This window comes from Jannaschia marina (genome assembly GCF_013404595.1).
Classification (GTDB): domain Bacteria; phylum Pseudomonadota; class Alphaproteobacteria; order Rhodobacterales; family Rhodobacteraceae; genus Jannaschia; species Jannaschia marina.
This window is the reverse complement of sequence record NZ_JABVAX010000001.1, coordinates 507,701-521,351: the sequence shown is the minus strand read 5'-3', so window position 1 is coordinate 521,351 and position 13,651 is coordinate 507,701. Positions and strand designations below refer to the sequence as shown.

The following is a 13,651-nucleotide window of genomic DNA, read 5'->3' as shown; positions in this document are numbered from 1 at the left end:
TCGTTGCCGCCTCTCTAGCACCGCAACGACAGGAGAACACGCAGGTTCGCGCGACTTTGCCGGGATACTCCCCGGAACTTCCCCGCAAGCGCCCTGTTTTTGACGTTCGTCAGGCTACATAAAGAACAGATGGAAACGACAAGCGATTCCTTCGGCAGCCTGAGCCGGTGCATGGTCCTCCCCGCGGAGGCGCTTGCGGTGGAGACCGGAGCCCTCATGGGCGACGCGATCGGCGACCTCGGCGAAGTGGTCGCGGGCGATATCTACGTCCTCGACGGGAAAGAGGCGGCGCGGGAGCTGATGCTCGCCCAGGTGGGCACGGCGACCGTCGTTGCGGACGATTCCTCGGTCGGCGCAGCGGGGCAGGCCGTCGTGCCACTGGCCCGTCACCAGATCATGGGCGAGCGCGGGGCGGCGGTGGAAGTGCTGGTCCTCGACCTCGAGGGCGAACGGCTTGCGCTGCCGCTCGGGCCGCTCTCACCGTCGGACGAATACACACTCATCTCCTCCTGCGCGGTGGAGGGCGAGCTGTCGAACGTCGCGCAGGTCAGCTTCACGCGCGGCACGCGGGTCACCATGGCGAACGGGCTGCAGAAGCCCGTCGAGGACCTCAACGTGGGTGACCGCGTCCTCACCCGCGATCACGGGCCGCAGCCGGTGCGCTGGATCGGCCGACAGACCGTGCGCACCGAAGGCGAGAACGCGCCCGTGGTGCTCGCCCCCGAGGCGCTCAACAACGCCGAGGAGCTGGTGCTGTCACCCGACCATCGGCTCTTCATCTATCAGCGGCGCGATGCCGTTGGCCTCGGCCGGGCGGAGCTTCTGGTTCGGGTTCGGCATCTCGTCAATGGCGAGACGATCTGGCGCGCGGCTCCGGGGCACGTGGACTATTTCCACCTCCTCTTCGACGCGCATGAGATCATCTATGTCGCCGGCATCCCGGCCGAGAGCCTTCTGGTGTCGCCCGAAGTCCTGGCTGGTCTGGGCGAGGATCTGGCCAGCGAAGTGCGCACCACTGTGGGTGACCGGTCGCAAACGCCCCACCACGGGGTCGAGCCCGCTGCATCCGACCTCGACGGCCTCGATGCCGCCAGCATCCTGCGCCGCGCCTCGTCGCGCTAGGCGCTCAGGTCCAGCGGTCGAGCGCGTCCTCGTCGCTGTCCTTCGCCGCGACCCATTCCGCGCCCTCGGCCGTGACTTCCTTCTTCCAGAATGGTGCTCGCGACTTCAGGTAGTCCATCAGGAAGGACGCCGCCTCGAAGGCCGCTTCGCGATGTCGGGAGGCCGTGCCGACCATCATGATCCGCGCGCCCGGTGCGAGCCGGCCATGGCGATGCACGATCGTCACTGCGGCCAGCGACCAGCGGGCCGCAGCCTCCTCGGCGATGCGGGTCAGCGCGACCTCGGTCATCCCCGGATAATGCTCGATCTCCATATGCCGCAGCCCGCCGTCCACGTCGCGCACCCGGCCGGTGAAGGTGACTACGGCCCCCGTGTCGGCACCGGCTTCGAGCCGCGCGGCCTCGGCTCCGAGGTCGAAATCATCGGCCGTCACGAGGATCCGAAGATCGGCCATCAGCCCCCCGTCATCGGCGGAAAGAAGGCGACCTCCCGAGCAGTGCCGAGCGGCGTGTCGATCGGCACCAACTCCTGATCGAGGGCGCAGCGCACGGCCGCCATGTCGGAGAAGGCAAGATCGTAGCGGTCCTCCCGCGCGCGGAGCTCGGCCACCAGGTCGGCGATCGTCGCGGCCTGGGTCTCCACCTCTTCTCGACCAAGGCCGATCCGCTCGCGGAGCCAGGCGAAGTAGAGAACCTGCAGCTTCATTGCGGTCTGTCCTTCAGATGCGGCACGGCCTTCACGAAATAGTCACAGCCCGTCAGCGCGGTCAGCGCCGCGGCGAGCCACAGGAGGACGACGCCGCCGAAGAAGGTCGCGTCCTGCCACCAGAGTAGACGCACCAGCGACAGCTCGTCCGGCAATTCTCCCGAGAGTATCGCGCCTATGGTGTCCACGTCCATGCCGTGCACGCGCTCGGCGAAGTGGTGCTCGAAGATGCCGGTCGAGAACAGCACGGCGAGCGCCACCATCTGCGCCGTCGTCTTCCACTTGGCGAGTTGCGTCACCTTGAGGAGCCCGGCGGTATTGCCCAGAAACTCCCTCAGGCCCGAGACGAAGACCTCCCGGAAGAGGATGATGGTCGCTGGCAGCAGGATCCAGGGGTTCATGCCCGAAAAGCCGGTGATGACGAGGAGCGCGATCACCACCATCGCCTTGTCGGCGATCGGGTCGAGCATGGCCCCGAAGCGGCTCTCCTGGTTCCACTCCCGCGCGATCCAGCCGTCGAACCAATCGGTGATCGCCGCCGTCACGAAGAGGAAGAGCGCGAACCAATCGGCCCAGGGGCGGGCGAAGAACAGGAACATGACGGCGACGCCCGGCGCGGCCAGCAACCGCAGCACCGTGAGGATATTCGGGATCGTCCACGTCATGTCGGCATTCCTAGCGCGCACCCGGGGCCGGGGCCATGGTCATTCCACGCGCGAGTTAACCTTTTCCGTCCCTTGCGGGGCAAGATGCGGTGTCGGCCATAAGCGGCTCAGCCCTTGTCGTGGAAATGCGCGTGGATGCGCTCCGCCAGAGCCGCCGAGATGCCATCGACCGCCTTCAGGTCGGCGAGCGCCGCGCGCGAGACGGCCTTGGCCGAGCCGAAATGCTGCAGGAGCGCGCGCTTGCGCCCCGGTCCGACGCCCGCAACCTCGTCGAGCGGGTTGGCGACGAGTGCTTTCGACCGTTTGGCCCTATGCGTGCCGATGGCGAAGCGGTGCGCCTCGTCCCGCAACCGCTGCACGAAATAGAGCACCGGATCGTTGCGACGCAGCGCGAAGGGCCGCTGACCGGTGCGGTGGAATTCCTCCTTGCCGTGGTCGCGGTCGATGCCCTTGGCGACGCCGACCATGGCGATGTCCTCGACGGCGAGGTCGCGCATGATCTCGCGCACGGCGCTCACCTGCCCCGCCCCGCCGTCGATCAGCAGAAGATCGGGCCAGAGCCCCGACCGGCGCTCCGGGTCCTCCTTCAGGAGCCGCTTGAAGCGGCGGGTCAGCACCTCCTTCATCATGCCGAAATCGTCGCCCGGCGTGAGTTCGTCGCCCCGGATGTTGAACTTGCGGTACTGCGACTTCTCGAGCCCCTCGGGTCCCGAGACGATCATCGCGCCGACGGCATGGCTGCCCTGGATGTGGGAGTTGTCGTAGACTTCGATCCGCTGCGGCGGCTCCGGCAGATCGAAGGCCGTCGCCATGTCCTTCAGAAGCCGGGCCTGCGTCGCGCTCTCCGAGACCTTGCGGCCGAGACTTTCGCGCGCGTTGCGGACCGCGCCCTGCACCAGCTCCGCCTTCTCGCCCCGCTGCGGCACCAGGATCTGCACCTTGCGCCGCGCCTTCTCGGAGAGGGCCTCCGCGATCAGCTCCTCCTCCTCGACGCCATGCGACAGCAGGAGCATCCGCGGCGGCTCCTTGCCGGTGTAGAACTGGCCCAGAAAACCCTCCATCACCTCGGTCGGCGACATGTCCTCGACCACGCGGGGATAGACGTCGACATTGCCCCAGTTCTGGTTCGCGCGAATGAAGAACACCTGGATGCAGGCCTGTCCCCCCTCCATGTGCAGGCCGATCACATCGGCCTCTGGCACGCCCTGGGGGTTCACGCCCTGCACCGATTGCACGTTCGTCAGCGCCTTGATTCGGTCGCGCAGCGCCGCGGCCCGTTCGAACTCCATCGCCTCTGACGCCGTGGTCATCTCCTCGGCCAAACGCTCCTGGATGCCCGTCGTCTCGCCGCGCAGGAAGGTTTCCGCATCCTTGACCGCGCGGGCGTAGTCGGCCGCGTCGATGAACCCGACGCAGGGTGCGCTGCACCGCTTGATCTGGTAGTTGAGGCAGGGGCGAGTGCGGCTTTCGAAATCGCTGTCCGAGCAATTGCGCAGCAAGAATACGCGCTGCAACTGGTTGAGGACGCGATTGACCGCACCCGCACTCGCGAACGGTCCGAAGTAGAGCCCCTTGCCCTTCTTGCCCCGATGCTTGCGGATCTGCGGGAAGGCATGGCCGGTCGTGACTTCGATGTTGGGGAACGACTTGTCGTCGCGCAGCAGCACGTTGTAGCGCGGCTTGAGCTGCTTGATGAGGTTCTGCTCAAGAAGCAGCGCCTCCAATTCGGTGTTCGTCGTCAGAACCATCATCGACGCGGTGTCGGAGATCATCCGCGCGATGCGCCCCGAATGGCCCTGCAAGCGGGTGTAGTTCGCCACCCGGTTCTTCAGGTTGCGCGCCTTGCCGACATAGAGAACCCGGTTCTCCACATCGAGCATCCGGTAGACCCCGGGCGAGCCGTCGAGCGTCCGCAGGAAGCGCTTGATCACCTCCGGTCCGGTCGGCTTTGCGGTGTTTTCAGGGACTTCTGTCATGGCACGCTGATTCTCTCGACCGCTGCATTTTTCCGGCTGTGTCCGCAAGAAGCGGAGCCCGGCCGAAACATGTGGATAAGACTGGGGGCGGAATCGCTAGGGCACAGTCATCAAAGCAGATTTCAAGAAATCGTTACAATCGGCCTCGGGATCGGAAATTGTGTAACTTGATGACATCAAAGAACATTTTTTATTAACGCTACGTCAACGGGTGTTTTCGCGGTCAGGGTCAGCGGGCGGCGGGGGCGTGCAACCAGGGGTGAACAAAATTCGCGTGTGGAGCCCGACTCTACTCCACACCGCGCACGTCCGGGGTCTGCCAACCGAGGTGCTGGCCCCCGTCGATACAGAGAAGCTGGCCCGTCACCGCCTTCGCGCCCAGCAGGTATCGCAGCGCCCCCACGATGTCGTCCGGATCGGCCCCGCGCTCCAGCACCGTCGCCGCCCGCTGCGCCGCGAAATGCTCGGCCGACTGCCGCGCCCCCTGCAACGTCGGGCCCGGTCCGATGGCATTGACCCGGATGCCGGGCGCAAGCGCCTGAGCAGTCGTCTGCGTCAGCGTCCAGAGCGCCGACTTGGCCAGCGTGTAGGTCATGAACTCCGGCGTCAGCTTGCGCACCCTCTGGTCGATCAGGTTGACGACGTTCGCGGTCGCCACCGGCTCCCCGTCGTGCCCCGCGGGCGGAACCTGCGCGGCGAAGGCCTGCGTCAGGATCAGCGGCGCGCGCAGGTTGGAGCCCAGATGCCTGTCCCAGCTCTCGCGGGTGGCCGTGTGGATCGTGTCGTGCTCGAAGATCGATGCGTTGTTGACGAGAACCGTCAGCGGCCCGCCCAGTGCCGCCTGCGCCGCGGGAACGAGCCCTTCGCAGGCATCCAGGTTCAGAAGATCCGCCTGCAAGAGCGCCGCCTGCCGCCCCTCGGCCCGGATCGCGCGCGCGGTCGCCTCCGCACCTTCGGCACTGGTGGCATAGTGCACGGCGACGTCGTGCCCCAGCCGCGCGAGCTCGACCGCCATCGCGGCTCCGAGCCGCCCGCCACCGCCTGTCACCAGGGCCCTCATGCGAGCGCCCAGACGAGGTAGAGGCCATAGAACACGGACAGCACGACACCCCAGGTCCGCGTGATGTTACGGCCGAGGAAAACGAACGGAACGAGCAGGAGGGTCGCCGCGAGCATGACCCATAGATCCTTCGCGAGGAAGGCCGGGTCAACGGGGACGGGTCCGACGAGGACGGCGACGCCCATGATGCCCAGAAGATTGAAGAGGTTGGACCCGATGACATTGCCGAGCGCCACATCGGCATGCCGCCGGATCGCCGCCATGACCGTCGTGGCCAACTCCGGAAGCGACGTCCCGATCGCGACGAGGGTAAGGCCGATCACCGTCTCGCTGACGCCGTAGGCGCGCGCGATCTCCGTCGCGCCCTCGACCAGCAGGTTCGCCCCGATCGGCAGCCCGATGAGCCCCATGACGAGATAGACCGTCATCTTCCAGCCCGGCAGGCCGGGCTCGGCCCCCTCGACCTCGACGTCCTGTCCCCGGCTGGCCAGGAAGGTCGCCGAGAGAACGATCGCGAGCGTCGTCAGCAGCACAAGCCCGTGCCACCAGACGAGGCGGCCGGTCAGGCAGAGCAGGATGAAGATCCCCGTGGCACCCAGCATGTAGAGATAGTCGCGCCGCGTATCGTGCCCGGAGGTGTGCATCACCGCAATCAGCGCCGGCACGCCCAGCACGAGGAGCACGTTGGCCGTGTTCGATCCGACCACGTTGCCGAGCGCGAGCCCGGGGGCCCCGTCGAGGATCGCCTGCACGCTCACCAGAAGCTCCGGCGCGGATGTCCCAAAGGCCACGACCGTAAGGCTGACGACGAGGGCCGGGATGCCGAGCCGCAGCGCCAGGTTGACCGCGCCCTTCACCAGCGTATCGCCGGCGAGGATGAGGATCACCAGGCCGAGCGCGACCATCAGGAACTCGAGGATCATCCCGATCTACCCCTTGCCGCAGGGGCAGGCCCCGCGCCCGACACGGGGAGCCCCGCAGGACGCGCACTTCCGCTGTCCGATCCGGGGCACCCCCGGAAACCGCAAGCGACCGAACATCGCCAGAACGGCGATGCCGATCAGGAAGACGGTGACGATCTTCACGAGCATCAGAGGCCGAACCTCGCCCAGGCCACGCGCTCGACCAGCGCCTGCTCCGCCGATGCGAGCAGTCCAGGGACGAGCCGTTGCAGAAGCGGGCGCTTCTGACCGAGATGGGTGAGCTTCACCTTCTCGCCGTAGAGCTCCTGCAGCTTCGGGACCAGATGGGCGACGCCATCCGCCAGCCCCGTGTCGATGGCATCGCGGCCGAGGAAGATCTCGCCGGTGAAGAGGTCGCGGTCGGTCACGAGGCGCGTTCCGCGGCGTGCCTTGACGTGATCGATAAACTGCACGTGGATCTTGGCCTGAAGATCCTTCAGTCGCTCCACGTCCTCGGCCCGCTCAGCCCGGAACGGGTCGAGCATGGACTTGTCCTCGCCGGCGGTGTGGACGCGCCGTTCAACACCATAGCGGGCGATGAGCTCCTGAAAGCCGAAGCTGGCCGAGATGACCCCGATACTGCCCGTGATCGAACTCTCGTCGACCCAGATGTCGTCCGCCGCCGCGGCGATCCAGTAACCGCCCGAGGCGGCCACGTCCTCGACGAAAGCGTGAACCGGGACCGAAAGCTCCTCCGACAGGCGCCGGATGTGCGCCCCGATCAGCGAGGACTGCACGGGCGAGCCGCCGGGCGAGTTGATCGAGAGCGCGACGGCATTCGGTTTGCCCTTGCGAAAGGCGCGTTCCAGAAGCGGGGCCAACGCGGCGTGATTGAGCGCCCCGCGTCCGGCCGTCCCGGATATGACCCCCTGGAGGCGCAGGACCGTGACACGGTTCGGTCGGGGGCGAAGCGGGTGGCGCAGGCGTGCGAGCATGGGCAGGATGTATAGCGCAGGGGGGTGGGGAACAAGGCGCGGTCCGTACTTCGCGATGGCTTCCCTTGGGTTCGGCCGCTCTTGGCATATCCCATGCGTCCGAACGGCAACGGAATGGCCGGTTCCTACGATCCGCGCCCGTCGATTGTTGCTGTCCGTGACGGCGACTGTCGTCCGCTCGAAACGCTCGCCGTCCGGTCTCTTTCTGTTCCGGTGCTTCCCGTGCCGGCGCTTTGCGCAGCGGACATTGCCGGACAGGCGTTGCGGACGAGGCACCGATCGTTGCGCCGATGCCCCGCGGTTCGCGGGCTCGATCTAGCGGACGATGAACTCGGCGTGGAGCGCGCCCGCCGCCTTGATGCTCTTCAGGATATCGATCATGTCGCGGGCCGAAACGCCAAGTGCGTTCAACCCGGCGATCACATCCGACAAGGTCGTTCCGCCCTGAACGATCGCGAGCCCCGGCCCCGGTTCCTCCTGAAGGGCGACGCCGGTGCGCGGTACGACGACCGTCTCCCCCGCACTGAACGGGTTCGGCTGCACCGCGATCGGCGCCTCCTCGATCCTCAGCGTAAGGTTGTTCTGAGAGACCGCGACCTCCGAGATCCGGACGGTGCTTCCCATCACGATCGTCCCGGAGGCCTGATCCACGACGACGCGGGCCCGATGTTCGGGCGTCACGGTGACGTTCTCGAGGTCACTGATGAGATGGGCCGGCGACGCGCGCCCCGCCCGTGCCGTATCCAGCAGAACAGTCCCCGCATCGAGCATCCGCGCGACGCCGCGCCCGAACTGCCGGTTGATCGCCGTTTCGACCCGGGCGGCCGTCGTGAAATCGGGGCTCCGCAGCGCGAGCCGGATCTGTGTCATCGTTGTGAAATCGAAGTCGACCTCCCGCTCGACCCGCGCGCCCCCGGGGACGACACCGGCCGTCGGGACCCCTTCGATTACCGTGGCCGCGTCTCCGGTCGCGGAGACGCCCCCCGCGATGATGGTGCCCTGGGCGACCGCATAGATCTCGCCATCCGCCGCCGTGAGCGGCGTCATCACGAGTGTTCCCCCGAGCAGGCTGTCGGCGTCGCCAATCGCCGAGACGCTGGCGTCGATCCGTCCGCCCGACCGTGCGAAGGCCGGCAGTTCCGCGGTTACGATCACCGCGGCGACGTTCTTCGGGCGAAACTGCTCGCCCGTGACGTTGACGCCGAGCCGTTCCAGGATGTTCGTCATGATCTCCTCGGTGAAGGGCGCATTGCGCAGACCGTCACCCGTGCCGTTCAGACCGACCACGAGGCCATAGCCGACGAGGTCGTTGCCCCGCACCCCGTCGAATTCGACGAGATCCTTTATCCGGATCGACTGCGCCTGCCCCGTCCCGGCCCAGCCAAGTAGCAGGACGAGGCCCAAGAGACCGACGATCACGGCACGTGGCATTCTGCCCGGCCCGGTCATCGCAGGTAATCCGTCAAGCGGAGACGCGATCGTCTGGCCGTGACCGAGTAGATCGTCTCGAGCCGGGTCATTTCGTTCTGGAGCCGGTTCGCCACGTCGAAGGCATCGACCCCGACCGCATCGGACCTCTCCTGCTCGAACCGGAGCCGATCCTGCGCGAGGCGGTCGGCAAGATCATCGACCCGAGCCTCGACTGCGCCGACCTCGCCGCGTTTGCGAGCAAGGGCGGCCTGACCTTCCGCAGCACGGCGGGGCAGTTCAAGACCGAGCGTGTTCAGCTCGCCCGCCCCCATGGCAAAGCCGGCTTCGTCGAGCGATGCGACGACGGCCAGATCGCGCAGCATCGTGCGGATCTCGGGATCGCCGAGGGCGAGCGGAACCTCGAGCGCGGTACCCTCCCCGAGCGAAATGCGGACCGGATCGGGCGGTGCGCCGGAGAGAACGAGGTCGAAGCCGCCGCCCGGCGTGAAATAGCTGTCGAATGCCTGCAGCAGACTGCCCGGATCACCACTGCCCCGGGCGAGGGTCTCGATATCGGAGAGGAACGTCGCAGTGTCGAGAGGGGCCGCGCCCGACGCGTCCCCGTTCGCGAAAAGCGCGCGCCCGCCATGGGTTCCGGAAAGGGCGGAGAGCGCGTCGGACAGCCGCCCGGACGCGATGCCGGCGAGCGCCGAGAGATCCGCTGCCGTGCCTCCGAAGAATGTCGCGCCAAAGCCCTGGGATACGGCCGCTCCCGCAGTCTCCAAGGTGGCAAGCGCGTCCTGTGCCGCTGAAAGCCAGGACGCGCCGCGTGACAGGGCCGTCTCGCGGGCCTCCAGGGTGCGGAGCGCATGGGCCGCGCGGGAAAACCCGGAAAAGTCGGCGCGCAAGGCACGGCCGGTATCGCTGCCGCGTCCGGACGCCAGCTCTTCCGACAGACGATCGATCTGGGCGCGCGTCTCGATTGATGTGTCCCGCGGGGACAGAAGCGGCAGCAGGGCGGTCTTCGTCAGCATCCTAGAGCTCCGTCAGTCTGGAGAGCATCGTGTCGACCGCCTGGATCACGCGCGCGTTCGCGGCGTAGGCCTGTTCGATCTCGATGAGGCGGCGCATCTCGGTGTCGATGTCGACACCGCCCCCGTCCCGTGCATCGACGAGCCCGGCAACCTCCGAGCGCGTGATGTTGAGTGCGTCTTCCGCGCGGAGGCGGTTGCCGGACACCCCGGATTTCAGGTCTGCCGTCAGACCGACGAGCGTGCGCGACGGTCCGGCGGGCGCACCCGGAGCCGGACGGACGGCACCGATCAGGCCGCCGAGATCCAGGAGCAGGTCGCCCGGGGCACGGGGGTCGGGCGCGGCTGCTCCGAGGCCGTCGCGGATCCGCCAGGCCTGGCCGCCGGCGGCAGGATCGACGACGCCATTGAGGCGGAGGCGACCGGCAAGACCGGGATCGGGGGCCGCCGAGAGCGCTGCCCCGGCCTCGGTGAAGAGACCGGGGCTGCCGGCAGGACGCGACGGATCGACAGCAGGATCCTCGAAGCGGCCGATGAGATCGGCAGCGACGGTGTCGACAAGCGCCGTGGCATCCGGCGCGATCTCGTCCCGCAGCTCGAAGTTGGCCGCAAGACGCCCTCCGGGGATCGCGGAAGACGCGCCGGCCGTTGCGAGGGGACGACCGTTGAACAGAAGGCCCGAGAGCTGACCGGGGTTCGTCATGGCGGGAGTGATCGGACGCCGCGGGGCAAACTCGAACGTACCGGGCCGACCATCGAGAAGTATCGTGCCACCGTGGGAGACGAGGGCGACGGCCCCGTCGTCGCGCGGCAGGGACCGCACCGGGACGATCTCGGAGATCCGGTCCACGAGGACGGTGCGTTGATCCTCCAGATCCGCGGTTTCGCTGCCACCCAGACTGAAGCGTTTGATCTGGGTGTTGAGCCGCGCGACCTCCGCGAGGTCCGCGTTGAGACGGGCGACGTCGCCGGCAATATCGGCATCGGCACCCTCTCGGGCGGAGATGACCAGATCATCGAGATCGTTGAGCAGCGTGACGAGATCGGAGGCGGCGGTCACGACCTCGGTCAGGCGCACATCCGACTGGGGATCCGCCGCCGCGCCGACGAAGGCGGCATCGAGACGCGCGAGCCTGTCCTGCAGGCTGCCCGGTGTGTCGGGATCGCCGATCGCCGCGTCGAGACGTGCGTGGAAATCGAAGAGCGTCTCCTGGTGCGCCGCGCGGGCCTGAGCCTCCCGGCGAAGGTGCTGCAGCCGGGCGTCGACCGCACGGTCGATACCGTGCGACGCGCCCGGGCTTCCGAGGGACGGGCCACCCGCGGTGACGCTGCGCCGGGCATAGCCCGCGCGATCGGCATTGGCAACGTTGCGGGAGACGACCTCCGCGCGGCGGGAACTCAGGTCGAGCCCGGCGATCGCGGTATTGAGGGAAGAGGACAGGCTCATGGTGACGCTCCTCGGCTAGGCGCGGTCAGCGCTTGATGTTGGTTGTTTCCTGCAGCATCTCGTCGACCGTCTGGATGACCTTGGCATTTGAACTGTAGGCCCGCTGGGTCTGGATCAGCTGTGTGAGCTCGCCGGCGACGTCGGTCGTGCTCTCCTCCTGGGAATAACCGATGATGTCGCCGACCGGGCCGTCACCGGCATCCCAGAGGTAGAAGGGCCCGCTGTCCTGCGAGACCTGATAGGTCTGGTTCGCGAGCGGGGTCAGCCCATTGACGTTCGGCACGTCGATCACCGGGATCTGGAACAGCGTCTTCGTGAAGCCGCTGTCGTAGACCGCCGTCAGAAGCCCGAGGGCATCGACCTCGATCCCGGCGAGGTTGCCCACGGGCGAGCCGTTCTTCGTCACCGAGAGCGGCGAGAACTGGTCGGAGAGTTGCGACAGGCCCCCGCCCTGCAGCGGCTCGCCGATATCGAGCTCGAGCGCACCGCCGAGGACGTTCACAGACATCAGACCGGTCGCGGGGTCGTAGGTGCCGACGGAGCCCGGCGTCACGCTGGCGATGGTGCCGCCGTTCTGTCGGGTATCGTCGAAGACGACGGTGTATTCGCCGACGAGCGCACCGCCCTGCGCCCCGTCGTTGACCGTGACCGTCCATTCGTTCGTGGCATCGGTCGCCGGCGGGGTCGGCAGGGTGGGCGTGAAGGTGATGTCGAGGTTCTGCGATTCACCGAGGTTCCCGAAGTATTCCAGTACCAGGACGCGCGGATCGCCGGTGCCGTCGGAAAGCGTGTCGGTCGCCGGCAGGTTGACGCCGAGGCCGATGCGCGTGGTCGGATCGCCCTCGAACTGGTTCTCGGCGATGCGGATCGGTTCGAGCCCGCCGGTGGTATCGCGCGGGAAGCTCGGGATGTTGCCGTCGCGATCGGCGGGCCAGCCGAGAAGCGCCTGGCCCGCGGCATTGCGCAGGATGCCATTGGAGTCAGGCCGGAACGATCCGGTCGACGTCATGTAGAGCGGCAGGTCGCCATTCCCGGCGGTGACGGCAGTGAACGGCGTGACCGGGAGCATTCCGCGGCCGCTGATGGACAGGTCGGTCGGATTGTTCGTCGTCACCAGCGCCCCGCGCTGATCGACCGCGCGGCCGGTGGTGACGCGCACGCCGCCGGCCGAATAGGTGCCGCGGCTCTGGTTGAGGACGAGCGAGTGGAAATCCGCGGTCGCCCGCTTGTAGCCGAAGGTCTCGGAGTTCGCGATGTTGTCGGAGATCGTCGCGAGACGGCTGGCATTGACGTTCAACCCCGTGACACCGGCGTTCAGGGAAGAGGAAATCGTCATCTATCGTCCTTTCTGGAAAGTCCTGGGCGCGCGGGACGCGGCCCGCCGATGACCGGACATTCGCGTTCGAGGAGTTAAGGACGCGCTAACGTCTGCGGCCTTTTCGGGGCAGAGACCCGGCCGAATGATTCAAGTTTTCATCGTCCCGCGAGAGCCGGCGGGACCGTGCCGCGCAGGACGACGATCTCCACGCGATTGTTGCGCACCGAGAGCGGGTCTTCCGCGACGGGCCGCCGGTCGCCGTGGCCCGTGACGCGGATGACGCGCGCGCCTGCCACGCCGGCCCCCGGCAGGGCCCGGCGCACGGCATCGGCGCGGGACTGGGACGCCGCCCAGGCCTGGGGATCGCGTGTCACGACGGGTTGGGCGGCGGCGAACGCCTCGACCGCGAGAGCGTTCGGGACGGCGGCGAGCTCGGGCCCGACGGACCGCAGCAGACGCGTCATCAAAGCCGTCGGCCCCTCGCCGTCGAAGAGCGGCGACCCGGGCAGGGCAAAGAACTCGAGCACGAGCCCCTGATCGGTGAGGCGTATAGAGACGTGCCGAAGGACCTCCTCCTCCACGAGGCTCTCGCCCCCCTTGCCGAGGATCGCGGCTTCGAGCGCCTCGAGCGCGCGGTCCTCCTCGGTCGAACCGTTCGCGTCGGTGGGCGCGACGCCGCCCCGCCCCGACTGCACCCGGCTCGCGTCCGCGGACATCGAGGTTCCGCCGAGCGCGCCGTCGCCGCCGCCCGAGGTCGCGCTGATCGTGACGGTGGGGCTGAAGTAGTCGGCGAGGCCTCGGCGCTGCTTGTCCGTGGTCGCGTTCAGCAGCCACATCAGCATGAAGAACGCCATCATCGCGGTCACGAAATCCGCGTAGGCGACCTTCCACGCACCGCCGTGATGCCCGCCCTGCACCACCTTCTTGCGCTTGATGATGATCGGGCGGGCGTTGTCGTCCTTGCCGGTAGCCATGGGCACCTCCGACCCCGGCCCTAGGCGGCAAAGATGAAGATCCGGT

General features: G+C 67.7%; 14 protein-coding genes. 1 reads left to right on the top strand and 13 read right to left on the bottom strand.

From position 1 onward, the window contains the following. Positions 1 to 129: 129 nt before the first annotated feature. Positions 130 to 1,122, top strand: coding sequence for a Hint domain-containing protein (locus HSX43_RS02680; RefSeq protein ID WP_179378534.1), 993 nt, complete (start codon positions 130 to 132; stop codon positions 1,120 to 1,122). 4 nt (positions 1,123 to 1,126) lie between these two features. Here the strand turns inward: HSX43_RS02680 and HSX43_RS02675 are convergent, their stop codons facing one another. From HSX43_RS02675 to HSX43_RS02615, 13 genes are all read right to left on the bottom strand, one after another. Next, entirely contained in the window at positions 1,127 to 1,576 is a 450-nt protein-coding gene (locus HSX43_RS02675; protein WP_179378533.1) for a molybdenum cofactor biosynthesis protein MoaE, read from the bottom strand. Continuing rightward, positions 1,576 to 1,821: a molybdopterin converting factor subunit 1 gene (moaD, locus tag HSX43_RS02670; RefSeq protein WP_407929356.1), complete on the bottom strand. Its 246-nt coding sequence runs from the start codon at positions 1,819 to 1,821 to the stop codon at positions 1,576 to 1,578. The genes HSX43_RS02675 and moaD overlap by 1 nt, the downstream gene beginning before the upstream one ends. 2 nt (positions 1,822 to 1,823) lie before the next feature. Next, positions 1,824 to 2,492, bottom strand: a complete 669-nt coding sequence (pgsA, locus tag HSX43_RS02665) for a CDP-diacylglycerol--glycerol-3-phosphate 3-phosphatidyltransferase (protein WP_179378531.1) — start codon at positions 2,490 to 2,492, stop codon at positions 1,824 to 1,826. Positions 2,493 to 2,599: 107 nt separating this feature from the next. Continuing rightward, positions 2,600 to 4,468: an excinuclease ABC subunit UvrC gene (gene uvrC, locus HSX43_RS02660; RefSeq protein WP_179378530.1), complete on the bottom strand. Its 1,869-nt coding sequence runs from the start codon at positions 4,466 to 4,468 to the stop codon at positions 2,600 to 2,602. Positions 4,469 to 4,757: 289 nt separating this feature from the next. Continuing rightward, a complete protein-coding gene (locus tag HSX43_RS02655; protein ID WP_179378529.1) occupies positions 4,758 to 5,528 on the bottom strand; it encodes an SDR family oxidoreductase in 771 nt (256 codons plus the stop codon). Beyond that, positions 5,525 to 6,451 (bottom strand): calcium/sodium antiporter, encoded by a 927-nt coding sequence (locus HSX43_RS02650; protein ID WP_179378528.1) that lies wholly within the window; start codon positions 6,449 to 6,451, stop codon positions 5,525 to 5,527. The genes HSX43_RS02655 and HSX43_RS02650 overlap by 4 nt, the downstream gene beginning before the upstream one ends. 6 nt (positions 6,452 to 6,457) lie before the next feature. Continuing rightward, a complete protein-coding gene (locus HSX43_RS02645; protein WP_179378527.1) occupies positions 6,458 to 6,619 on the bottom strand; it encodes a hypothetical protein in 162 nt (53 codons plus the stop codon). Beyond that, positions 6,619 to 7,425, bottom strand: a complete 807-nt coding sequence (locus tag HSX43_RS02640; RefSeq protein ID WP_179378526.1) for a S49 family peptidase — start codon at positions 7,423 to 7,425, stop codon at positions 6,619 to 6,621. The genes HSX43_RS02645 and HSX43_RS02640 overlap by 1 nt, the downstream gene beginning before the upstream one ends. Before the next feature lie 315 nt (positions 7,426 to 7,740). Continuing rightward, on the bottom strand, positions 7,741 to 8,856 hold the full coding sequence (locus tag HSX43_RS02635) for a flagellar basal body P-ring protein FlgI (protein ID WP_179378525.1): 1,116 nt from the start codon (positions 8,854 to 8,856) through the stop codon (positions 7,741 to 7,743). A 14-nt stretch (positions 8,857 to 8,870) separates the two neighbouring features. Continuing rightward, positions 8,871 to 9,869, bottom strand: a complete 999-nt coding sequence (locus HSX43_RS02630) for a flagellin (RefSeq protein WP_179378524.1) — start codon at positions 9,867 to 9,869, stop codon at positions 8,871 to 8,873. Position 9,870: 1 nt separating this feature from the next. Beyond that, on the bottom strand, positions 9,871 to 11,313 hold the full coding sequence (locus HSX43_RS02625) for a FlgK family flagellar hook-associated protein (protein ID WP_179378523.1): 1,443 nt from the start codon (positions 11,311 to 11,313) through the stop codon (positions 9,871 to 9,873). A gap of 25 nt (positions 11,314 to 11,338) precedes the next feature. Next, the gene (locus HSX43_RS02620; protein WP_179378522.1) at positions 11,339 to 12,649 is read right to left on the bottom strand and encodes a flagellar hook protein FlgE; all 1,311 of its coding nucleotides are present in this window, start codon (positions 12,647 to 12,649) and stop codon (positions 11,339 to 11,341) included. 137 nt (positions 12,650 to 12,786) lie between these two features. Beyond that, positions 12,787 to 13,605: a flagellar motor protein MotB gene (locus HSX43_RS02615; protein WP_179378521.1), complete on the bottom strand. Its 819-nt coding sequence runs from the start codon at positions 13,603 to 13,605 to the stop codon at positions 12,787 to 12,789. Positions 13,606 to 13,651 lie beyond the last annotated feature (46 nt).